The organism is Nocardia sp. CA-145437 (assembly GCF_050956485.1).
Classification (GTDB): Bacteria; Actinomycetota; Actinomycetes; order Mycobacteriales; family Mycobacteriaceae; genus Nocardia.
Map to the genome: position 1 here is coordinate 6190755 of NZ_CP191204.1, position 20409 is coordinate 6211163.

Below are 20409 nucleotides of genomic sequence, written 5' to 3' on the forward strand. Positions count from 1 at the left end.
TCGGTCCCGTACGGCACTATCACAGGCCATGACCGCACCGATGCTGTTCGCGCTGCTGTTGGTGTTCGTTTCGGGGCTGGCCCTGGGCTGGCTGGGGCATGCCGCGCGGGCGGGGCAGCGGGGTGCGATGGCCGAGGCGAGACTGGCGGCCATGCGGGACAACGAGCAGTTGTTGCGGCAATCGCTCGGGGCGGCCAGTGAGGACGCGGCGCGGCGGCAGTCGCATGCGATCGGCGCGCTGGTGGAACCGCTGCGCGACGCGGTCGGCAGCCTGGACCGGCATATCCGGGAGGTCGAGCACAACCGCATCAACGCGTATTCGGGCCTGCGCGAACAGGTCGCGGGCATGCAGCGGATGTCACACCAGTTGTCCACCCAGACCGGTCAATTGGTGGCCGCCCTGCGTGCGCCCCAGGTGCGCGGCCGCTGGGGCGAGATCCAGCTGGAGCGGGTGGTGGAGCTGGCCGGGATGGCCCGGCACTGCGATTTCGACACCCAGGTGACCCGCCGCGGCGACACGGTGGTGCGGCCGGACCTGGTGGTGCGACTGTCCGGCGGCCGTCAGATCGTGGTGGACGCCAAGGTGCCGTGCACCGCGTTCCTCGACGCCGCGGGAACCGAGGACCCCCGCGAGCGCGCCGGTCATCTGGCCCTGCACGCGCGGCACCTGCGCAATCACGTGGATCAGCTGGCGGCCAAGGAGTACTGGGCGGCCTTCGACCCCTCCCCCGATTTCGTGGTGCTGTTCGTGCCCGGTGATCCGTTCCTGGACGCGGCGCTCACCGCCGATTCCGGACTGCTCGAGTACGCCTTCGGTCGCAATGTGGTCTTGGCGACGCCCACCACACTCATGGCCCTGCTACGCACGGTGGCGCTGGGCTGGCGGCAGGAGGCGATGTCGGCGGACATGGCCCTGATCCAGCAGCTCGGCCGCGAGCTCTACACCCGGCTCGGCACCACCGGCCGCCACCTGGACCGGCTGGGATCCCAGCTGGGCAAGGCGGTCGACGCCTACAACCACACGGTCGCGTCGATGGAGTCGCGCGTGCTGGTGACGGCCCGCAAGATGCACGATCTCGGTGTCGCGGACGCCGCCCCGCCGGAGGTCCGCGGTATCGACAGCTGGCCCCGCGCGGTCGGCTTCGCCGGAGACGAATATCGGTTCCGCGACGAGGCGGGTGAGGCCTGAGCAACCGCTCGGTCCCAGGGCGCACACGCCGTAGCTAACTCCTGGTTCACACGATTCGGAATACCTGCCCGATGTCGCCTGCCTCGTGAAACACCGACATGCCTTAGTGTGCTTGACGTGGCAGTTACCCAACGCGAGCGAACCGAGGTGCCCCCGCCGCACCGTTCGATCCTGCCGTCGGTTCCCGGCGTCTCGGCCCCGATCGCGGTCCTGATCGCCGTGACGTGCACGTTCGTCGGGTTCCTGATCGATTCGATGGGCGGCGACGAGCTCACCGGCACGTTCGCCAGCCTGTACGTGATCGGCTGTCTGCTCGCTGTGCTCGCGGTCCGCTTCCGTGGACTGTTCACCGCGCTGGTGCTGCCGCCGCTACTGCTGTTCATCGCGGTGCCGGTGTCGTACCAGCTCCTGCTGGGCTCCGCCCGAAGCTTCAAGCTGCGCGAGATCCTGCTGAATCTGGCCATCCCGCTGGTGAACCGGTTCCCCACGATGGCGCTGGCCACCACGCTGGTGCTGATCGTCGGCGGGGTCCGGATCGCCATGCACCGCAAGGAGGGCAAGGACGGCGTCGACGGCGAGGCCCGCACGCTCCGGGGCCGCGCCACCCGGCCCGGCGGCGCCCGCGCCCAACGCACCCGGCCCGCCGACGCCAAGGACCCCGCCAGACGCCGCTTCCGGCCCGGCGACGACACCACGGGCGCGGGCGTGACCGAACCCACCGAAACCGAGTCCGCCCCTTCGTCCCGCCGCGCCACCGGCCGGGTCGCCGCCGGACCGCCGCGGGTGGGGGCGAACCGGCAGTCCGGTGAGACCCGCCGCCGCTCCCGCGAGGCCGATCCGGCCGCCGCCGATCGCACCCCGCCCGCCACCGAGGGCCGCCGCCGCCCGGCGCGCCCGGACCAGTCCGCCGCCCCCGCCGAAGGCCGCCGCCGCGGCCAGTACGGCGAGCAGCAGCCGCCGCGCACCGGGGAACGCCGCGCGGTCCCCGCCGAGCCGCCCCGCGGCGGCGAGCGTCGCGCCGCCCCGGCCGACCGCACCCGCACCGGGGAACGCCGGGCCGCGCAGCCCGCGCCGGAGCCCGCCGCGGGCGACGGCCGCCGCCGGCGCGCCCAGAGTCCCGAACAGGCCGCGGGCCCCGGCGCCAATCCGGCCCCCGCGGCCGAGGGCGGCCGCCGTCGCCGCCCGCAGCCGGGCGAGGTGCCCCCGCATCCGCGTCCGAATGTGCGCTATCGCGAACGCGATTCCGGCCGCATCGAACGCTGACCGCGACACCCGAGCGGCGATCGCCGTAGATTTCCGGCAATCACGAAATTCGGGACGAAATAAGATCATTTGGATAGCAATTCGCGCCCGCCACAACGAATGTGGCAGGCGCGAATGTGTTTTCGTAGCCGGATAAACCCGGCCGCGGGATTACCCGCGCGCGGCGCGCAGTTCGCGCGGCAGCGAGAAGACCAGCGTCTCGTTGGCGGTGGTGACCGGCAGCACCTCACCGAAACCGTGCTCGGCCAGCAGTTCCAGCACGCCCTCGACCAGGATCTCCGGAACCGAGGCGCCCGAGGTGACGCCGACCGTGCCGATGCCCTCCAGCCAGGCGGTGTCCACCTCGCGGGCGTAGTCCACCAGGTGCGCGGCGCGGGCGCCCGCGCTGAGCGCGACCTCCACCAGCCGCACCGAATTGGACGAGTTGCGCGAGCCGACCACGATCACCAGATCGCATTCGGGGGCCATCGCCTTCACCGCGGTCTGACGGTTGGAGGTGGCGTAGCAGATGTCGTCGCTGGGCGGATCCTGCAGCTTGGGGAACTTCTGCCGCAACCGGTTGACCGTCTCCATGGTCTCGTCGACCGACAGCGTGGTCTGGGAGAGCCAGATCACCTTGTTCTCGTCGCGCACGGTGACGGCGTCGACGGCGTCCGGGCCGTCCACCAGCTGCACGTGCTCGGGCGCCTCACCGGCGGTGCCCTCGACCTCCTCGTGGCCCTCGTGGCCGATGAGCAGGATGTCGAAGTCGTCGCGGGCGAAGCGCTTGGCCTCCTGGTGCACCTTGGTGACCAGCGGGCAGGTGGCGTCGATGGTGTGCAGCTTGCGGGCGGCGGCGGATTCGTGCACGGCCGGGGAGACGCCGTGCGCGGAGAACACCACCAGCGCGCCCTCCGGCACCTCCTCGGTGTCGTCGACGAAGATCACACCGCGTTCCCGCAGTGTTTCCACCACATGCCGGTTGTGCACGATTTCTTTGCGGACATAGAGGGGGGCGCCGTGCTTTTCGAGCGCCTTCTCCACAGTTTCGACCGCCCGGTCCACACCGGCGCAATAACCGCGGGGTTCGGCGAGCAGTACGCGCTTGTGCGAAGGACTCAGCGGCGCGCCGGCATCACCCGCCGCGGACCGGACGATTCCGACGTTCAAAGGGATACCCGAGGACATGCCCCACAGAATACGTGTGCGGCCCGGTGCGCATTCGCGCGGAGGTTGGCATCACAATCACTTTTCGTGTGCTGTCACCTTTGCATCACACGGCGTTTCGGGCAGGCTAGGGGCATGTTCCGACCTCCGTTCCTGGCCCGGGTCGCCGCCGGGGCCGCCGTCTACGCCCTCGAGGAAACTCGTCGGCTACCGGCGACCGCGATCAACTTCCCGATCACCGCGATCAGCCAGATGCTGCAGACCACCATGCACCTCCAGCAGTTCGTGACCAGCCTCGCCCTCAAAGGCGACGCCGTCTTCGACCGATTGCTCACCCAGTCCGAGGAGCAGCCCGCCTGGGCCACCTTCGACGAGGACGATGACGACGAGCAAACTCCTGGCTTCGGCGCCGAATCGGCTTACCGGAGCCGTTTCGACCTCTTCACCGAGCCCGAACCCGCTCCGGTGCCCGCCGAATCGGCCGCGCAGGAGGCTGCCGAACCGGAGGCCACCGAGACCGTCGCGCCCGCAATGGCTTCCAAGGCCGCCACCAACGGCCACAACGGCAGCGCCGCGGCCAAGCTGGAACTCGTGGCCGACGCCGAGCCCGCCCCGGCCGAGCCCGCCCCGGCCGAGCCGGAGGTCGACGCCGCGCCCGAGACCTCCGTCACCGAGCCCGAAGTGGCGGCCCGCCTCGCGTACGCGGACATGACCATCGCCCAGCTGCGCGCGCGACTGCGTCAGCTGTCCGTGGAGGATCTGGCAACCCTCCTCGACTACGAGAAGCAGACGCGCGACCGCGCCCCCTTCGTCACCATGCTGACCAACCGCATCGCGACGGTCTCCGCGCAGTAATCACTCGATCGGCGCCGACCGTCCGGGACACGACCCGGACGGTCGGCGCTGTCGCGTCGGTAGGCGCTGCGCTGTCGCGTCGGTGGGCACTGCGCTGTCGCGTCGGTGGGCACTGCGCTGTCGCGTCGGTGGGCACTGACAGAATCGTCGGCGTGAGCACCGAAACGACGCCGGGCGCCGCGAAGCCGCCGAGTTCGTCCGCCGAGAACCCGATGCCGGTGCGGACCATCGCCGTCAAGGTGGCGCAGTGGATCGACCGGCTGGGCGCGGTGTGGGTGGAGGGCCAGATCACCCAGATGAATCTGCGCCCGGGCACCCGCACCGCGTTTCTGGTGCTACGGGACACGGCCGCGGACATGTCGCTGTCGGTGACCTGCGATCCGGAGCTGCTGCGCGGTTCCGCGGTGCCGTTGCAGGAGGGCAGCCGGGTCGTCGTGTACGGCAAGTTGTCGTTCTTCACCGGTCGCGGCACGGTGTCGTTGCGGGTCACCGAGATTCGCCCGGTGGGCATCGGCGAGCTGCTGGCCCGCATCGAGCGGTTGAAGTCGTTGCTGGCGGCGGAGGGCCTGTTCGATCCGCGGCTCAAGCGTCCGATCCCGTTCCTGCCCAATCGGATCGGCCTGATCACCGGCCGCGCCAGCGCCGCCGAGCACGATGTGGTGACGGTGGCGACGCAGCGCTGGCCCGCCGTGCGCTTCGAGATCCGCAATACCGCCGTGCAGGGCCCGACCGCGGTGCCGCAGATCCTGGAGGCCATCACGGCGCTGGACGCGAATCCCGACGTGGATGTGATCGTGCTGGCGCGCGGCGGCGGCAGCGTGGAGGATCTGCTGCCGTTCTCCGACGAGACCCTGTGCCGCGCCATCGTTTCCGCGAAGACCCCGATCGTCAGCGCCATCGGCCACGAACCGGACAATCCGATCTCGGATTATGTGGCGGACCTGCGCGCCGCCACCCCCACCGACGCGGCCAAGCGGATCGTCCCCGACGCGGCCGCGGAAACCGCGTTGCTGCAGGAGCTTCGGTCGCGCGCCAACGCGGCCCTGCGCGGCTGGGTGGACCGGGAGGCGCGCGCCCTGACCCAATTGCGTTCGCGCCCGGTGCTGGCCGACCCGCTGCGCCTGCTCGACCAGCGTCACGACGAGGTGGAGCGTTTGCGCACCGCCGCCCAGCGCGCGGTGGATCATCGGCTCTCGGGCGAGTCCACCACCACCCGGCACCTGCGCGAGAAACTCGCGGCCGTCGGTCCGGCCGCCACGCTGGCCCGCGGTTACGCCGTGGTGCAGCGGGTGAACGGCAAGGACCGCGAGGTGGTCCGGGCCATCGAGGATTCGCCGCCCGGCACTCAGCTCCGTATCCGGGTGGCCGACGGCGCGATCTCCGCCGCGGCCCTCGGCTCCCAATCCCTGGCTCCCCGCCCGACCCGGAAGGACTCCTGATGACCGACGACGAACGCACCGAGATCGCCGGGCTCGGCTACGAGCGCGCTCGCGACGAGCTCGTGAACGTGGTCAAGATGCTGGAGCAGGGCGGCATGGATCTGGACGAGTCGCTGGCGCTGTGGGAGCGCGGCGAGGCGCTGGCCACCCGCTGTGAACAGCATCTCGCCGGTGCGCGCAAGCGCGTGGAAGACGCCCTGGCGCACCGCACTTCGGCGGAGTAGACGGCGCTGCGCCGGACGGGCCCGGACAGCGGGCCCGGCGCCGCCGGGATCAGCTGCGCGGCAGCGGCTGGGCCTGGCCGATGGCGGTCGACAGCGTGTTGAAGGCCGCCCCGTTGCCCGCGCCCTTGATCAGGATCCGGACGTCGCCGAAGTCGGAGATCCAGGCGGGCTCGGAGCCTGGTTCGGCGAACACGCTCCACTTGTGGTCGCCGCGCTGCTCGCTGCCGGTGGCGACCTTCACGGGCGCGTACTTCTTGGCGAGCGCGTCCACACCGGCGTTGGACTGCGTCAGCTGCATGTAGGTGCCCTCGGGGCTGATGAACCCGACCGTGCTGAGTTCGCCGCCGCCGGTGCCGGTGATGGTGTCGTGGCTGCCGGAGTTGGGGGTCCACTTGTCCGGGCCGCTGTCGGGGAGGACGGGCAGCCGGATCGGGAACGACAGGTGCCGCGCGTCGTCGGTGAGGGCGGTCTTCACATCGAAGGCCGGAATCTGGCCCTGTGTCGGCCCCTTCGTGGTGAAGGAGCACTGGCTCGCGATGCCCGCGATGACCAGGCAGATCAGCACCAGCGGGAGCAGGGACCAGATGAGGTCCCGGTAGTCGTTCTGGCTGCGCGGCTTTTGGTACGACACGCACACAGTATCCACGGCACTCGGATGCGACCCGGCTCACACTGCCGTCAACGAATCCCCGCGGTGCCGTCGACGAACCCGTTCGGGTCGGGCGTTTCCCGTAAACGTCCACGACCAGCGCGAAAGTGAAACGTCAGTACTTGCGTGGAGCCCAAAACCGCAATGCGACAATTTACGCAGCAGTTGACAACAAGGAGGCTCCTCTCATGACCGCATCCAGCCGCCGCGAGGCACCGGACCGCAACCTCGCACTCGAGTTGGTCCGGGTCACCGAGGCCGGCGCCATGGCCGCGGGCCGCTGGGTAGGCCGGGGTGACAAGGAAGGCGGCGACGGCGCTGCCGTGGACGCCATGCGTCAGCTGGTCGCGACCGTCTCCATGCGCGGCATCGTGGTGATCGGTGAGGGCGAGAAGGACGAAGCGCCCATGCTGTACAACGGCGAGCTGGTCGGCGACGGCACCGGCGCCGAACTGGACTTCGCGGTCGACCCGATCGACGGCACCACCCTGATGTCGAAGGGCTCCCCCGGCGCCATCTCCGTGCTGGCGGTCGCCGAGCGCGGCGCCATGTTCGACCCGTCGGCCGTGTTCTACATGGAGAAGATCGCCGTCGGCCCCGACGCCGCCGATGTGATCGACCTGGGCGCGCCGATCGCGGAGAACCTGCGCCGGGTCGCCAAGGCCAAGAACTCCTCGGTCTCCGACCTCACGGTCTGCATCCTGGACCGCCCCCGCCACGCCGAGCACATGAAGGCCGTGCGCGACGCGGGCGCCCGCATCCGCCTCATCTCCGACGGTGACGTGGCCGGCGCGATCGCCACCGCCCGCCCGGAGTCCGGCGTCGACATGCTGATCGGCATCGGCGGCACCCCCGAAGGCATCATCGCCGCGGCCGCCATGCGCTGCATGGGCGGCGCGCTGCAGGCCAAGCTGGCCCCGAAGGACGACGCCGAGCGCCAGAAGGCCATCGACGCCGGCCACGACCTGGACCGCATCCTGAACACCACCGACCTGGTCTCCGGTGACGACGTGTTCTTCAGCGCCACCGGCGTCACCGACGGTGACCTGCTCAAGGGCGTGCGCTACTACGGTGGCGGCGCCTACACCCAGTCCATCGTGATGCGCGCCAAGTCCGGCACCATCCGCATGATCGACGGCTTCCACCGCCTGACCAAGCTGCGCGAGTACGCGTCGGTGGACTTCGTCGGCGACGAGCACGCCACCCCGCCGCTGCCCTGATCGGCATCGCCAAACTGATTGCCGCCCCGGTGGATACATCCACCGGGGCGGCTTCATTCTTCCGGCGCGCAGGTGGCCTATTCCCGGCCTGCGTGTGCCGATTCCCTCAGGCGTGGCACTCCCGCGAGGCGCGGGACGGGCCTAGGGTCGAATTCATGACCGAGTACCGGATCGAGCACGACACGATGGGTGAGGTTCGTGTCCCCGTCGACGCCCTGTGGCGCGCGCAGACGCAGCGCGCGGTGGAGAACTTCCCGATCAGCGGACGTGGCCTGGAGCGCGCGCAGATTCGCGCGCTCGGCCTGCTGAAGGCGGCCTGCGCCGCCGTGAACCGCGATCTGGGCTTGCTGGACAAGGCCAAGGCCGACGCCATCATCGCGGCCGCCAACGAGGTCGCCGACGGCCGCCACGACGACCAGTTCCCGATCGACGTGTTCCAGACCGGGTCCGGCACCAGTTCGAACATGAACGCCAACGAGGTGATCGCGAGCATCGCCGCCCGCGACGGCGTCACCGTGCACCCCAACGACGACGTCAACATGTCGCAGTCCTCCAACGACACCTTCCCCACCGCAACGCATCTCGCGGCCACCGAGGCAGTGGTCAAGGAGCTGATCCCCGCCCTGGACCATCTGCGGCTGGCCTTGCAGGACAAGTCGCGGGAGTGGAAGTCGGTGGTCAAGTCCGGCCGCACGCACCTGATGGACGCGGTCCCGGTCACCCTGGGCCAGGAGTTCGGCGGCTACACCCGCCAGGTCGGCGCGGGCGTCGAACGCCTGCTCGCCACTCTGCCCCGCGTCGGTGAGCTGGCCATCGGCGGCACCGCGGTCGGCACCGGCCTCAACGCGCCCGCCGGTTTCGGCGCGAAAGTCGTTGCGGAGCTGACGAAGGCGACCGACCTCGACCACCTGTCCGAGGCCCGCGACCACTTCGAGGCACAGGCCGCCCGCGACGCCCTGGTGGAGCTGTCCGGCGCGCTGCGCACGGTCGCGATCAGCCTCACCAAGATCGCCAACGACATCCGCTGGATGGGTTCGGGCCCGCTCACCGGCCTGGCCGAACTCCAGCTCCCGGACCTCCAGCCCGGCTCCTCGATCATGCCCGGCAAGGTGAATCCGGTCCTCCCCGAAGCGGTTACGCAGGTGGCGGCGCAGGTCATCGGCAACGACGCCGCCATCGCCTGGGGCGGCGGCAACGGCGCGTTCGAGCTGAACGTCTACATCCCCGTGATGGCCCGCAACGTCCTCGAGTCGATCCGCCTGCTGGCCAACGTCTCCCGCCTGTTCGCCGACAAGTGCGTGTCCGGCCTGGTAGCCGACGTGGACCGCCTCCGGCACCTCGCGGAATCCTCCCCGTCCATCGTGACCCCGCTGAACTCCGCCATCGGCTACGAGGAAGCCGCCGCCGTCGCCAAGCAGGCCCTGAAGGAGCACAAGACAATCCGCCAAACGGTCATCGACCGCGGCCTGATCGGCGACAACCTCTCCCTCGAGGAACTCGACCGCCGCCTGAACGTGCTCTCGATGGCCAAGGTCGACGGCAACTGACCTCGGCACCGCCCGGCACCGGCGTGCGACCGGTGCCGGTGGCGCAGTCCACCTTTCGCCCACCGACACCGTCAGGCAGGATCGAATCATGAGCCTCGAGCAGCAAGCCGCCGACTTTCTCGCTCTTCACCAGCCCGGTGATCCCGTCATCCTGCCGACCGTGTGGGATGCCTGGTCCGCGACTCTCGTACGGGAGGCCGGGTTCTCGGCGATCACCGTCGGGAGCCATCCGCTCGCGAATTCGCTGGGGAAGGCGGACCGGGAGGGGATGACGTTCTCCGAGGTGACCTCGCGGATTCGGGAGATCACGGCCGCGGTGGACATTCCCGTCTCGGTGGATATCGAGTCCGGGTACGCGCAGAAGCCGGCGACTCTGATCGAGGGTCTGCTGGAGGCCGGGGCGGTTGGTCTCAATATCGAGGACACCGTGCACAGCGAGGGTGGCCGGCTGCGGGAGCCGCGGGAGCATGCGGATCTGGTCGGTGAGTTGCGGCGGGCCGCCGACGCGACCGGGGTGCATGTGGTGGTGAACGCGCGCACCGATGTGTTCCTGCGTCCCGATACCGGGACTCCGGCGGAGCGGTTGGACAGCGCGCTCGAGCGGTTGCGTCTCGCCGCGGCCGCCGGGGCCGACGTGCTCTATCCGGTCGGCCGGCACGAGCCCGAGGTATTGCGGCGGCTCACCGGGGAACTGCCGTTGCCGATCAATTCCATCGGCATCCCCACCCAGGGCGGACGGGAGTACTTCGCCGAATTGGGTGTGGCCCGGGTGAGTTTCGGGCCGTTCCTGCAGAACGCGCTGACCGATTACGCGAACGGGCTGTTCGGGCCCTGGCGTTGACCCGACAGCGGCTGGCTCAGTGGGAGACCAGCGCCGGGTAGTCCCGCAACTCGATGTCGTTCTTCGCCGAATCGGCGTACTTCAGCATCATGTCGAAGGCCCAGGATCCCAGGAACCAGTTGCGGAAGCGCAGGCCCAGGGCGGTTTTCGGGGCCAGGAACGGGCCGGGGCGGGCGTCGTCGGCCTTGCGCAGGTAGCGCTTCATGATGTCCTCGTAGCGGGCGAAGGCGACGGTGTGGTCACCGTCGGCGACGGCCAGTTCACCGGCCAGGACGTACGCGCCGACGACGGCGAGCCCGGTGCCGAATCCGGCGAGGGTGTTGCCGTAACCGGCGTCGCCGACCAGGGCCACGCGTCCGGAGACGAAGTTCTTCATCGTCACCTTGCTCAGCGAGTCCAGGTAGAACCCGTCCAGGTGCGGGAGGTCGGCCAGCATGGCGGGCACGTCGCCGCCCATGCCGGTGAACTTCTCGGCGACGATCCGGCGCTGCTCGTCGAAATCGTCTCGGGAGTACTCGAGTTCGGGTGAGGCGAACATGTACATCTGCGCGGCCTTCGCCCCGCCGTCGACGGCGAGCCGCCCGGGCGCGGTCCAGCCGTGGGACACCGCCCGCTCGCGCGATCCGTCGGCGTCCTCCCACGGCGACGCGCCCGCGAGCGCGTAGTAGTAGCCGCGGTAGGCGAGGAATTCGGATTCGGGCCCGAAGGCCAGTTTCCGTATCCGCGAGTGGATTCCGTCGCAGCCGAAGACCAGGTCGAAGCGCCGGGCCGGGGCATGCGCGAATTCGACGTCCACGCCGTCGGCGGTCTCGGTGAGCGCGGTGACGGTGTCGCCGAACAGGTATTCGCAGGTGTCGGCGGTGTGCTCGTACATGATCGCGGCCAGGTCGCCGCGCAGGATCTCGATGTCGCCGCCGGTGAAGTCGCCGGAGATGAGGGCCCGCTGCTGCCCGGACTCGTCGAGCATGACCATGTCGGTCTTGCCGGTCTGGCGGCGTTCGATGTCGGCGAGCACGCCCATCCGCTCGAGCACGGTCATGTGAGTCTCGCCGGTGAAGTCGATGGCCTGTCCGCCGGTGCGCAGGGCGGGGGCCTTCTCGACCACGGTCACCTGGAAGCCGTAACGGTGCAGCCAGTAGGCGAGAGCGGGACCGGCGACGCTGGCGCCGGAGACGAGGACGGTGGTGTTGCGCATAATGGTGACCCCTTCAGTAACTGCGTCCCTCGGACGCTGTTGATGATTAATAGAGTATGGTGGACGCAGTTAGGTGTCAACTCGGAAATCCGGAAGGATGGCGACCATGCCGGCACCCACCACCCGCGAACTGCTCTGGGGCACCCCCGACCGCCCCCGGCGCGGGCCCAAACCCTCGCTCACCCTCGAGCGCATCGTCGCCGAGGCCGTCGACCTCGCCGACGCCGAAGGCCTGGCCAGCCTGTCCATGGCCCGGCTCGCCGAACGGCTCGGCTGCGCCAAGATGGCCCTGTACCGCTACGTCCCCGGCAAGACCGAGCTCACCGCGCTCATGCTGGACGCCGCCCTGAGCTCGCCGCCGGAGAACCACACCGACCCCGCCGATCCCGAATCGTGGCGGGCCTACCTGCGGGAGTGGTCCGGGACCTTCTTCGGCAATGCCGTCGCCCACCCGTGGCTCAACGAACTGGCCACCGGCGTCCGCGTGATGGGCCCCAACGAGCTGGCCTGGCTGGAGACCGCTCTCGCCGTGCTGGACCGCAGCGGCCTGACCCACGCGGAACGCCTCGACACCGTCGTCCTGCTGCTCAACCACGTGCGTGGGATGGGCCTGCAGACCGGGACCGCGGGCGCGGACCTCGAGGGCGAACTGGCGCGGGAGATGACCGCGGTGTTCCTCACCCAGGCCGACCGCTTCCCGCACGCGGCGGTGGCGCTCGCCGAGGCCGTCCCCGGTACCGGGAGCGCGGCCGCGGCGGGCCGCGACAACGCCCTCGACTACGGCATCGAGCGCATCCTGGACGGGGTGGCGGCGCTCATCGCGACACGGCGGTAGTTGCCGGGAATGTCTGTGCCGCGGCCCGGATTCGGCTTACGCTCGGCAGATGGCGGAGCTACCCGAGCTGAAGCAGGATCCGGTCACCACCGTGCGCGAATTCTTCGCGGCGCTGGAGATGAACATCGTGCCCGAGGCCCTCGAACTGGCCGACCCGGGCATCGTCTGGAAGAACACCTCGCTGCCCGACGTGCGCGGTATCGACCGGGTGCGCTGGGTGCTGGGCCTGTTCAACAACCCGCGCTTCGGCTTCCGGGCCGATATGCACCACATCGCCGCGACCGACGACGGGGTGGTGCTCACCGAGCGCACCGACTACCTGCGGGTGGGCCCGATCGAGATCGCGTTCTGGGTGTGCGGCACCTTCGAGTTCCGCAATGGCCGCATCACGCTCTGGCACGACCATTTCTCGTGGGAGAACGTCCTGCGCGGCACGGCGACCGGCGTGGTGCGCGCGATACTCCCGCACTGAACCGCGCAGCACGGCGCCGACCCGTGAAAGCACAACGGCGGCCCGTGAAAGCACAACGCCCGCCACGATTCTCGCGGCGGGCGTCGGCATCGAAACCGCGCACGAGGCGCGGCGTCAGGTCGGGTACCCCGGCGATTCCGGGGCGCGGCAGGCGGTTCGGTCGCGGCGGCTGTCCTGGCGCCTCGACCGGTCCGGCTGCGTCGGCTGGTTCAGGGGCGCAGGTGGGCCAGTTCGGCCCGCGCCTTCTCCCCGTCCTCGCCGAGGTCGGTGCGGGTGAAGACCTTCCACTGCTCGAGCAGCGGTCCGAACACCAGCTCGGGCTCCCGGGCGCGGTCGTAGATCCCGGCCGCGGCCAGCACCTCGTCGCTGGAGCGGCCGTCGGACAGTTCGATCACCGGCACCTGGAAGTCGGCGACGCGGTCGGCGATGGCGCGCAGGGTCTGGTCGGGGGCCAGGTCCAGGGCGGCGGAGATCAGGTTGGCGAAGAAGACGGCCTGCAGCTCGTCGTCGGCGGCCAGGCGGTCGGCGATCGACGCGACCATGACGTCGCCGGCGAGGCGGGCGGTGTTGCGGTGCCGGACGGCGGCGGCGGCCTCTTCGAGGGCGGACACGGCGAGCACCTCGAGCAGGTGCATGCCGGGACGGTTGAAGCTGGCGGTCATGGCCGCCATGCGCATGCGCTCCAGCGCGATGGGGTCGACGGCGCGGGTGACCATGAGGAAGTTGCGGATGAGGATCTCGTGGCGGTTCTCCTCGGCGGTCCAACGGCCGACCCACCGCCACCACGGGCCGGTGCGCAGGTGCTTGCCCAGCTCACGGTGGTAGGAGGGCAGGTTGTCGGCGATCAGCACGCTCACCGTGAGGGCGGTCTTGGCGACCTCGCTCAGCTCGGATTGCGCCGGGTCCCAATCGGTTCCGCCCATGGCCTGGAAGTTGCGGCCGTCGGACCACGGCACGTAATCGTGGGGCTGCCACTCCGGGCTGGCGTCGATATGCCGTGTGAGGTTGGTCTCCACCTCCGCCGCGAGTGAATCCAGCAGGTCCCGATCGGCCAAAACGTTGTGCACGCGAACAACCTAGCGGCAGATCGGCTACCGCGGGGATCTTCGCGAGTATTCGTCTTCGCTATGGCCGTTCCCGGGTCCGGTACGCCCGCGCGGGACGCCCCGGATCGGCCGGGCTACTTCTCGGTGACCGTGGTCTTGTTGTCGACCCAGGTGATGCCGCCGCCCGGCCGAAGGGCGCGTGGCTCTCCGGCCGGGCGGGTGAACTACCTACCGAATCTCAGGAATTCGGTCCGAACTCCTCCAGCATCTCGGTGACCAGCGCCGCGATCGGCGACCGCTCACTGCGGGTGAGGGTGACGTGCGCGAACAGCGGGTGCCCCTTGAGCTTCTCGATCACCGCGGCCACGCCGTCGTGCCGGCCCACCCGCAGGTTGTCGCGCTGGGCCACATCGTGGGTGAGCACCACTCGCGATCCGCTGCCCAACCGGCTCAGCACGGTGAGCAGCACATTGCGTTCCAGCGACTGCGCCTCGTCCACGATCACGAAGGAGTCGTGCAGCGAGCGTCCGCGAATGTGGGTGAGCGGCAACACCTCCAGCATGCCGCGCGCCTGCACCTCCTCCATCACCTCGGGGCTGGCCAGCCCCTCCAGGGTGTCGAAGACGGCCTGCGCCCACGGCCCCATCTTGTCGGCCTCCGAGCCCGGTAGGTAACCGAGCTCCTGCCCGCCCACCGCGTAGAGCGGGCGGAACACCACCACCTTCCGATGCGTGCGGCGCTCCAGCACCGCCTCCAGTCCGGCTGTCAGCGCCAGCGCGGATTTACCGGTACCGGCCCGCCCGCCGAGCGAGATGATGCCGACGCTCTCGTCCAGCAGCAGATCCAGTGCGATCCGCTGTTCGGCCGAGCGCCCGTGCAGTCCGAACGCCTCCCGGTCGCCGCGCACCAGCTGCACCCGCTTGTCCGGGGTGACCCGGGCCAGGGCGCTGCCGCGCGGGCTGACCATGCGAATCCCGGTGTGGCAGGGCATGTCCCGCGCCTCGTCGAGATCGAGGACCGAATCGGCGTAGAGCTTGTCGACGGTGGCGGTGGCCACCTCGAGCTCCACCATGCCGGTCCATCCGGAGATGACGACATCCTGGGCGTGGTATTCCTCGGCCTGCAGGCCGACCGCGCCGGCCTTGACCCGCAGGGGTATGTCCTTGGATACCAGCGCGACCCGCTGGCCCTCGGCGGCCAGGTTGAGCGCGCACGCCAGGATGCGGGAATCGTTGCTGTCGGTGCGGAATCCGACGGGCAGTACCGCGGGGTCGGTGTGGTTCAACTCCACCTGGAGTGTCCCGCCCTGGGTGCCGACCTGCACCCGCTGATCGAGCCGACCGTGCGCCAAGCGCATATCGTCGAGCATGCGCAGCGCCTCGCGAGCGAACCAGCCGAGTTCGTGGTGGTGGCGTTTGGCCTCGAGCTCACTGATCACCACCAGCGGCAGCACCACGTGGTGCTCGCCGAAGCGGGTCAGGGCCCAGGGGTCGGACAGCAACACCGACGTGTCGACTACGAAGGTTTTCGGTCCGGAATCGGACGACTGCGAGGCGCGAACTCCCCGTGTCGTGGGCCGCGGGCTCTGGTCAGAGCCGGCGTCCCTGGTGGGAGCGTTGACGGAGCGTGCATCAGTCACGGTGGGCTCCTTTGCCACTCGCGCGACACCGCGCGAGCGTTCTCGCTGGGCCGGTCAGCCTTGGGGTCGTACGACCCGAGGGCCGGGTGCCGGCCCCCTCGTACTGAGTTGCTCAGTCACGATCAGGACCTCCCGTACGAGCCACACCTACGCGGCCCGCACCCCCGACGCTACCGCCGAATTCGCGATCCGGCCGCCCGTCTATCGGGCACATTCGTGAAGATCGGGTTAACGGGAGTCCCGTTAGGGTGTTTCGCCCAATTCCGCGAGAAGCACCGGGACATGGCTGTGCTCCGGCTCTTTCGTGGCCGTGACCAGGGTCAACGGACCGGCCGCGGCCTCCGCCCGGAGGTGCGCCAGACCTTCGCGGGCCGCATCGGCGTCGAGCTCGATTCGATACTTGCGCTCGAACTCGGCACGGCGTGTCTCCGGCGCGGCGTGATACCACTTGCGAAGTTCGTTCGACGGGGTCACGTCCTTGGCCCATTCGTCAATGGCCGCTTGCTGTTTGCTGATGCCGCGCGGCCACAGCCGGTCCACCAGCACGCGGCGGCCGTCGGCGGCATCGGGGGCGTCGTAGACGCGCTTGACCCGGTATCCCGGTTGCTGTGTCATGGCCTCCATTACAGTCGAGACCATGGCCGAAACTCCGGATCTGGCGACCCTGTCCACCAAGGAATTGCACGACCGCGCCGTGAAGCTGGCCGCCCGCCACGGTGACGTGAAATTCCTGTGGCAACTGCTCAAGGCGATCCCCGGCGCGGAGGTCGCCGCGGGCAAACAGGGCGAGGGTGAAGTCGACATCTGGAACACCGCGGCCCTGCTCGACGACTACTTCCACGCCGGTGAGGGCAAACTGGGCGAGGTGCTGCGCCCGATGTACGTGGACTACCTCACCAAGCACGCCTGAGGCCGGGAATCCCCGGCCTCCGAGTCAGGAATCGCCGAGCGGCGTGCCGTGCAACCCCGTGAGCACGGCACGCACGAACGGCGCGAATCCCTGCGGCCCCGAGGCGAAGTCCTTCAGGTGGACGGTGGTGCGGTCACTGGATTCGAAGACGGCGCGCACGATGCGCAGCCGGTCCTCGAGGTCCAGGCCCGCACCCATGATCACGTGGTCGATCGGGGTGCGCGCCAACGTGTCCCGCAGATCGGCCAGCCCGGTGCCCGCGTGGAGATCGACCTCCGGGAGGTCGACGCGCTCGCGCACCTCGTCCACCACGGCCGACGTCAATCCCAGCAGTAAAACGGTCGTCGTCATCCCCGCCTCCGATCCCCTTGCAGCATAGGCCGTTCCGTCGCCGGGGTCCTACACTCCGAGAATGAGCGCTGATGCCACCGCGGAGCTGATCGTCTACCGGCGTCCCGGCTGCCCCTATTGTTCGCGCATGCGGCGGGTCCTCAACCGGCACGGCATCGTTCACCGTGAGGTCGACATCTGGCAGGACCCCGACGCGGCGGCGTTCGTCCGCTCGGTGGCCGACGGCAACGAGACCGTGCCCACGGTCGTGTTCCGCGACGGTTCGACGGAGCGCAACTGGGTCAACCCGCATCCCAAGGAATTGATCGCCACCGTCTCCGCCGACGCTCCCCAGCTCACCGGCGGCCCGCGCAGGTTCTGGACCTTCTGAAACGACGAGCGCCCGCCGCGATCGTGAGATCGCGGCGGGCGCTTGACCGTTCGGCAGCTGTCAGCCCAGCAGACGCCAGTCCTCGAGGCCGTCGTACAGCGGGAAGTCCTGGGCCAGCTTGGAGACGCGCTGACGCAGAGAGTCCAGGTCGGCGGAGCCGGTCAGCGCGGCGGCGATGATCTCGGCGACCTCGGTGAACTGCTCGTCGCCGAAGCCGCGGGTGGCCAGGGCCGGGGTGCCGATGCGCAGGCCGGAGGTGACCATCGGCGGGCGCGGGTCGAACGGAACCGCGTTGCGGTTCACGGTGATTCCGATCTCGTGCAGGAGGTCCTCGCCCTGCTGGCCGTCGAGCTGCGAGTTGCGCAGGTCGACCAGCACCAGGTGCACGTCGGTGCCGCCGGTCAGGACGGTGATGCCCTTGTCCTTGGCGTCGGTGGCGGTCAGGCGCTCGGCGAGGATCTTGGCGCCGGAGATGGTGCGGGCCTGACGCTCCGCGAACTCCGCGCCGCCGGCGATCTTGAAGGCCACGGCCTTGGCGGCGATGGCGTGCATGAGCGGGCCGCCCTGCTGACCCGGGAAGACCGAGGAGTTCAGCTTCTTGGCGAACTCCTGCTTGGCCAGGATCAGGCCGGACCGGGGGCCGCCCAGGGTCTTGTGCACGGTGGAGGACACGACGTCGGCGTGCGGGACCGGCGACGGGTGCAGCCCGGCGGCGACCAGACCGGCGAAGTGCGCCATGTCGACCCACAGGTACGCGCCGACCTCGTCCGCGATCTCACGGAAGGCGGCGAAGTCCAGGTGGCGCGGGTACGCCGACCAGCCGGCGACGATCACCTTCGGGCGGGTGTCGCGGGCGATCTTGCGGACCTCGTCCATGTCGACGCGGTGGTCTTCCTTGGACACGCCGTAGGCGTGCACCTCGTACAGCTTGCCCGAGAAGTTCAGGCGCATGCCGTGGGTGAGGTGGCCGCCGTGGGCCAGGTCCAGGCCGAGCAGCTTCTCGCCCGGGTTCATCAGCGCGGACAGGACGGCGGCGTTGGCCTGCGCGCCCGAGTGCGGCTGGACGTTGGCGAAGTCGGCGCCGAAGAGCTCCTTGACGCGGGCGCGGGCCAGATCCTCGACGATGTCGACGTTCTCGCAGCCGCCGTAGTAGCGGCGGCCCGGGTAGCCCTCGGCGTACTTGTTGGTGAGCACGCTGCCCTGTGCCTGCAGGACCGCGCGCGGCACGAAGTTCTCCGAGGCGATCATCTCGAGGGTGTCGCGCTGGCGAGCGAGTTCGCCGCCCATCGCGGCCGCGACCTCGGGGTCGAGTTCGGCGAGGGACTGGCTGTTCACAGAGGCGCTCGTCTGGGTCGTCACGTCGCCGAGTGTATTGGCCGCCGCCGCGGAGTCGGTCAGTGGGTTCAGGGAATCGCGCATGGCGCACCTCCGTCGTCCGGGTACCCCGAATCGGGATTCGGGGATCGCCAGGCACCCAGGCGCGCGGTGCCGGACTTGGGGTGCTTCCCGGTGGTTACTTCCACCTCGAGTGCGCCAGTCGCGGTCCTCCCATCCTAGCCAACGGCGTTAACAGTCCTTCGAGTGGACAGAATCACAGATACAGGCTATGGCGGAGCAACAAATCTGGGTAAGGTGACGCACGGCTGACCCAGATGGGTCAGTGTCCTTGCCCCTACCCAGATTTCGAGGATTCATCACATGCTGTTCAACATCGCGACCGGTGGCCCGACCGACATCCTGTTCACCCTGCTGAAGACCCTGTGCACCATGTCCTCCGGTGGCGCGTCCTGTGCCTCCTGGGGCGCCTGACCCGTTCCGGACCTTCGGGGAGTACCCCTCACATGCGGCGGATCGCGCCGGGCGTGAGGGGTTCGTCCAACAACCGGCGGAAACGCTCGGACCGCTCGGCGGCATCGCCCGCCCGGTCCAGCCAGCCGCCCAGTAGTCGATAGCCCTCCACATAGGTGGAGATGTAGGCCCGCCACAGCGGTGAGGACAGGAAGCGCAGCGACTGTGTGGCCCGCTCCGGCGTGACCAGGCTCCAGCGCTGCAGATACTCCGCGACCTCGGTCGAATCACGTTTGCGGTCGTGCAGCAACAGCGCCGCATCCTGGCGCACACTCAGCAGGTTCGCCGACGCCGTCGAAATCCGCTCGGCGCGTTCGCCATCGAAACGCAGGCCGAGATCCGCGTAGATCTCCTGTGCCCAGCGGCCCCAGCCCGGGCCAACGATCGACTTCAGGGCCAGATCGGCCAGCCCCTCCGCCATCAGGCACTGCGGGGTGTTCACCACGAACAGCGTCTGCTCGTCCTGCCCGGCGCCGACCAGTCCGGCCTCCTTGCGGCAGTGCTCGGTGTGGTGGCCCGGGTAGGACTCGTGCGCGATCAGCCCGGGCAGCTGCGACAGGTGCTGCTTGAGATCGGAGTTGATGGCCACCCGGGACTGGTAGTTGCCCAGGTAGTAGTTGAAGCCCGACCACGGCTTGTCGCCGACCACTTCGTATTCCACGTGCTCGTTGTCGGGCAGCGGATAGCGGTCGCGGACCAGTTCGCGCAGCGCGCCGGAGAAGGCGGCCACGCATTCCTTCAGGCGTTCGGGCGGGATCTCGTCCTGACGGCGGTGCGCGGAGATGCGGTCGAGCAGCGGTCCGTCGCCCGCCAGCACCTCGTCGAGCTGCCGGTGGGCCTCGCGGTAGTCCTCGGTGTCGCCCGGGGCGATGTCGACGTCGAAGTAGGCGCTCACCTCCTCGACGAAGGAGATGTCCTCCCCCGCGAACTTGCGCCCGGAGCATTCCAGCGCCCGCAGGTGGACGTCGAGGAATTCGACGCGCTCCTCGGACAGGCCCGCGTCGGGCAGTTCCTTGCGCAGGCCCGCGGCCTGGTGCGCGAGCTCGCGTGGTTCGGGCTTCGGCGCGTTCTCGACCTCGCGGCGCAGGGCCGGGTCGCCGGTGTAGGCGTCGACGAATCCCTCCTCCAGCCGGTCGAAGGCCAGTCCCAGCCGTAGATACTCGGTCACCAGGGGATGCGCTGCCATAGCTCGACCCTAGGTGATTCTCAGCGCTCGAGCGGCCCGGATCCCGTGCCGCGCAGCCTCACCCGACACGCCCGATGCCTGTGATGTGGCCCATCCCACTCTAGTTACCGGCCAGTAGCAACACCTGGTGTTCACCTCGATGTTGGAGCCGAGCACAATTCGGCTATGCGTGGAGTGTTGGCGA

21 protein-coding genes and 1 riboswitch are annotated in these 20409 nt (G+C 69.6%); of the genes, 12 read left to right on the top strand and 9 right to left on the bottom strand.

Features of this window, described 5'->3' with window-relative positions; all coding sequences use genetic code 11:
* The first annotated feature begins 28 nt into the window (after nucleotides 1-28).
* Together ACQPYY_RS28790 and ACQPYY_RS28795 are read left to right on the top strand one after the other, a co-directional pair.
* Entirely contained in the window at nucleotides 29-1189 is a 1161-nt protein-coding gene (locus ACQPYY_RS28790) for a DNA recombination protein RmuC (protein ID WP_433591698.1), read from the top strand.
* A gap of 117 nt (nucleotides 1190-1306) precedes the next feature.
* Nucleotides 1307-2452, top strand: coding sequence for a DUF6542 domain-containing protein (locus ACQPYY_RS28795; RefSeq protein WP_433591699.1), 1146 nt, complete (start codon nucleotides 1307-1309; stop codon nucleotides 2450-2452).
* A gap of 150 nt (nucleotides 2453-2602) precedes the next feature.
* On the opposite strand, the gene ACQPYY_RS28800 is transcribed toward ACQPYY_RS28795, so the two are convergent.
* Nucleotides 2603-3619, bottom strand: a complete 1017-nt coding sequence (locus tag ACQPYY_RS28800; protein ID WP_433591700.1) for a 4-hydroxy-3-methylbut-2-enyl diphosphate reductase — start codon at nucleotides 3617-3619, stop codon at nucleotides 2603-2605.
* Nucleotides 3620-3733: 114 nt separating this feature from the next.
* Between ACQPYY_RS28800 and ACQPYY_RS28805 the strand changes: the two genes are divergently transcribed.
* The 3 genes from ACQPYY_RS28805 (at nucleotide 3734) to ACQPYY_RS28815 (ending at nucleotide 6116) form a co-directional block, all read left to right on the top strand.
* Nucleotides 3734-4453, top strand: a complete 720-nt coding sequence (locus ACQPYY_RS28805) for a lipid droplet-associated protein (protein ID WP_433591701.1) — start codon at nucleotides 3734-3736, stop codon at nucleotides 4451-4453.
* A 212-nt stretch (nucleotides 4454-4665) separates the two neighbouring features.
* Nucleotides 4666-5892, top strand: a complete 1227-nt coding sequence (xseA, locus tag ACQPYY_RS28810; protein ID WP_433594759.1) for an exodeoxyribonuclease VII large subunit — start codon at nucleotides 4666-4668, stop codon at nucleotides 5890-5892.
* Nucleotides 5892-6116: an exodeoxyribonuclease VII small subunit gene (locus ACQPYY_RS28815; RefSeq protein ID WP_357280090.1), complete on the top strand. Its 225-nt coding sequence runs from the start codon at nucleotides 5892-5894 to the stop codon at nucleotides 6114-6116. The genes xseA and ACQPYY_RS28815 overlap by 1 nt, the downstream gene beginning before the upstream one ends.
* A gap of 49 nt (nucleotides 6117-6165) precedes the next feature.
* Here ACQPYY_RS28815 and ACQPYY_RS28820 read toward each other — a convergent pair whose 3' ends face one another.
* Nucleotides 6166-6747, bottom strand: a complete 582-nt coding sequence (locus ACQPYY_RS28820; protein ID WP_433591702.1) for a DUF4245 domain-containing protein — start codon at nucleotides 6745-6747, stop codon at nucleotides 6166-6168.
* Nucleotides 6748-6953: 206 nt separating this feature from the next.
* Here ACQPYY_RS28820 and glpX point away from each other — a divergent pair, with 206 nt between their 5' ends.
* The 3 genes from glpX (at nucleotide 6954) to ACQPYY_RS28835 (ending at nucleotide 10373) form a co-directional block, all read left to right on the top strand.
* Nucleotides 6954-7985, top strand: coding sequence for a class II fructose-bisphosphatase (gene glpX, locus ACQPYY_RS28825; RefSeq protein ID WP_357280095.1), 1032 nt, complete (start codon nucleotides 6954-6956; stop codon nucleotides 7983-7985).
* Between the two features lie 155 nt (nucleotides 7986-8140).
* Entirely contained in the window at nucleotides 8141-9532 is a 1392-nt protein-coding gene (locus ACQPYY_RS28830) for a class II fumarate hydratase (protein WP_433591703.1), read from the top strand.
* 88 nt (nucleotides 9533-9620) lie between these two features.
* The gene (locus ACQPYY_RS28835) at nucleotides 9621-10373 is read left to right on the top strand and encodes an isocitrate lyase/PEP mutase family protein (protein WP_379093437.1); all 753 of its coding nucleotides are present in this window, start codon (nucleotides 9621-9623) and stop codon (nucleotides 10371-10373) included.
* 16 nt (nucleotides 10374-10389) lie between these two features.
* On the opposite strand, the gene ACQPYY_RS28840 is transcribed toward ACQPYY_RS28835, so the two are convergent.
* On the bottom strand, nucleotides 10390-11568 hold the full coding sequence (locus ACQPYY_RS28840; protein WP_433591704.1) for an FAD-dependent monooxygenase: 1179 nt from the start codon (nucleotides 11566-11568) through the stop codon (nucleotides 10390-10392).
* A gap of 106 nt (nucleotides 11569-11674) precedes the next feature.
* Between ACQPYY_RS28840 and ACQPYY_RS28845 the strand changes: the two genes are divergently transcribed.
* Nucleotides 11675-12403 carry a TetR/AcrR family transcriptional regulator gene (locus tag ACQPYY_RS28845; RefSeq protein ID WP_379093430.1) on the top strand — a complete coding sequence of 243 codons (729 nt, stop codon included), beginning with the start codon at nucleotides 11675-11677 and terminating at the stop codon, nucleotides 12401-12403.
* Nucleotides 12404-12452: 49 nt separating this feature from the next.
* Nucleotides 12453-12875, top strand: a complete 423-nt coding sequence (locus tag ACQPYY_RS28850; RefSeq protein WP_357091684.1) for a limonene-1,2-epoxide hydrolase family protein — start codon at nucleotides 12453-12455, stop codon at nucleotides 12873-12875.
* 209 nt (nucleotides 12876-13084) lie between these two features.
* On the opposite strand, the gene ACQPYY_RS28855 is transcribed toward ACQPYY_RS28850, so the two are convergent.
* The 3 genes from ACQPYY_RS28855 to ACQPYY_RS28865 all read right to left on the bottom strand — a co-directional run bounded on the left by ACQPYY_RS28855 (nucleotide 13085) and on the right by ACQPYY_RS28865 (nucleotide 16175).
* A complete protein-coding gene (locus tag ACQPYY_RS28855; protein ID WP_379093426.1) occupies nucleotides 13085-13942 on the bottom strand; it encodes an acyl-ACP desaturase in 858 nt (285 codons plus the stop codon).
* A 217-nt stretch (nucleotides 13943-14159) separates the two neighbouring features.
* A complete protein-coding gene (locus tag ACQPYY_RS28860; RefSeq protein WP_379093423.1) occupies nucleotides 14160-15560 on the bottom strand; it encodes a PhoH family protein in 1401 nt (466 codons plus the stop codon).
* A 243-nt stretch (nucleotides 15561-15803) separates the two neighbouring features.
* Nucleotides 15804-16175, bottom strand: coding sequence for a DUF488 domain-containing protein (locus ACQPYY_RS28865; protein WP_379093420.1), 372 nt, complete (start codon nucleotides 16173-16175; stop codon nucleotides 15804-15806).
* 22 nt (nucleotides 16176-16197) lie between these two features.
* Here ACQPYY_RS28865 and ACQPYY_RS28870 point away from each other — a divergent pair, with 22 nt between their 5' ends.
* Nucleotides 16198-16470, top strand: a complete 273-nt coding sequence (locus tag ACQPYY_RS28870; protein ID WP_379093418.1) for a hypothetical protein — start codon at nucleotides 16198-16200, stop codon at nucleotides 16468-16470.
* A 24-nt stretch (nucleotides 16471-16494) separates the two neighbouring features.
* On the opposite strand, the gene ACQPYY_RS28875 is transcribed toward ACQPYY_RS28870, so the two are convergent.
* A complete protein-coding gene (locus tag ACQPYY_RS28875) occupies nucleotides 16495-16821 on the bottom strand; it encodes a hypothetical protein (RefSeq protein ID WP_379093416.1) in 327 nt (108 codons plus the stop codon).
* 61 nt (nucleotides 16822-16882) lie between these two features.
* Here ACQPYY_RS28875 and ACQPYY_RS28880 point away from each other — a divergent pair, with 61 nt between their 5' ends.
* Nucleotides 16883-17191 (top strand): glutaredoxin domain-containing protein, encoded by a 309-nt coding sequence (locus ACQPYY_RS28880; protein WP_379093414.1) that lies wholly within the window; start codon nucleotides 16883-16885, stop codon nucleotides 17189-17191.
* Between the two features lie 60 nt (nucleotides 17192-17251).
* On the opposite strand, the gene glyA is transcribed toward ACQPYY_RS28880, so the two are convergent.
* Together glyA and ACQPYY_RS28890 are read right to left on the bottom strand one after the other, a co-directional pair.
* A complete protein-coding gene (glyA, locus tag ACQPYY_RS28885; protein WP_379093411.1) occupies nucleotides 17252-18610 on the bottom strand; it encodes a serine hydroxymethyltransferase in 1359 nt (452 codons plus the stop codon).
* A gap of 46 nt (nucleotides 18611-18656) precedes the next feature.
* A riboswitch (ZMP/ZTP riboswitch) is annotated at nucleotides 18657-18742 on the bottom strand.
* Between the two features lie 286 nt (nucleotides 18743-19028).
* On the bottom strand, nucleotides 19029-20225 hold the full coding sequence (locus ACQPYY_RS28890; protein WP_433591705.1) for a DUF885 domain-containing protein: 1197 nt from the start codon (nucleotides 20223-20225) through the stop codon (nucleotides 19029-19031).
* Nucleotides 20226-20409: the final 184 nt, after the last annotated feature.

Excerpts from the sequence above, each read along its gene's own strand:
- ACQPYY_RS28790 (WP_433591698.1), top strand. The coding sequence starts at position 29 with ATGACCGCACCGATGCTGTTCGCGCTGCTGTTGGTGTTCGTTTCGGGG.
- ACQPYY_RS28800 (WP_433591700.1), bottom strand. The coding sequence starts at position 3,619 with ATGTCCTCGGGTATCCCTTTGAACGTCGGAATCGTCCGGTCCGCGGCG.
- ACQPYY_RS28805 (WP_433591701.1), top strand. The coding sequence starts at position 3,734 with ATGTTCCGACCTCCGTTCCTGGCCCGGGTCGCCGCCGGGGCCGCCGTC.
- xseA (WP_433594759.1), top strand. The coding sequence starts at position 4,666 with ATGCCGGTGCGGACCATCGCCGTCAAGGTGGCGCAGTGGATCGACCGG.
- ACQPYY_RS28815 (WP_357280090.1), top strand. The coding sequence starts at position 5,892 with ATGACCGACGACGAACGCACCGAGATCGCCGGGCTCGGCTACGAGCGC.
- glpX (WP_357280095.1), top strand. The coding sequence starts at position 6,954 with ATGACCGCATCCAGCCGCCGCGAGGCACCGGACCGCAACCTCGCACTC.
- ACQPYY_RS28830 (WP_433591703.1), top strand. The coding sequence starts at position 8,141 with ATGACCGAGTACCGGATCGAGCACGACACGATGGGTGAGGTTCGTGTC.
- ACQPYY_RS28835 (WP_379093437.1), top strand. The coding sequence starts at position 9,621 with ATGAGCCTCGAGCAGCAAGCCGCCGACTTTCTCGCTCTTCACCAGCCC.
- ACQPYY_RS28840 (WP_433591704.1), bottom strand. The coding sequence starts at position 11,568 with ATGCGCAACACCACCGTCCTCGTCTCCGGCGCCAGCGTCGCCGGTCCC.
- ACQPYY_RS28845 (WP_379093430.1), top strand. The coding sequence starts at position 11,675 with ATGCCGGCACCCACCACCCGCGAACTGCTCTGGGGCACCCCCGACCGC.
- ACQPYY_RS28850 (WP_357091684.1), top strand. The coding sequence starts at position 12,453 with ATGGCGGAGCTACCCGAGCTGAAGCAGGATCCGGTCACCACCGTGCGC.
- ACQPYY_RS28865 (WP_379093420.1), bottom strand. The coding sequence starts at position 16,175 with ATGACACAGCAACCGGGATACCGGGTCAAGCGCGTCTACGACGCCCCC.
- ACQPYY_RS28870 (WP_379093418.1), top strand. The coding sequence starts at position 16,198 with ATGGCCGAAACTCCGGATCTGGCGACCCTGTCCACCAAGGAATTGCAC.
- ACQPYY_RS28875 (WP_379093416.1), bottom strand. The coding sequence starts at position 16,821 with ATGACGACGACCGTTTTACTGCTGGGATTGACGTCGGCCGTGGTGGAC.
- ACQPYY_RS28880 (WP_379093414.1), top strand. The coding sequence starts at position 16,883 with ATGAGCGCTGATGCCACCGCGGAGCTGATCGTCTACCGGCGTCCCGGC.
- glyA (WP_379093411.1), bottom strand. The coding sequence starts at position 18,610 with ATGCGCGATTCCCTGAACCCACTGACCGACTCCGCGGCGGCGGCCAAT.
- ACQPYY_RS28890 (WP_433591705.1), bottom strand. The coding sequence starts at position 20,225 with ATGGCAGCGCATCCCCTGGTGACCGAGTATCTACGGCTGGGACTGGCC.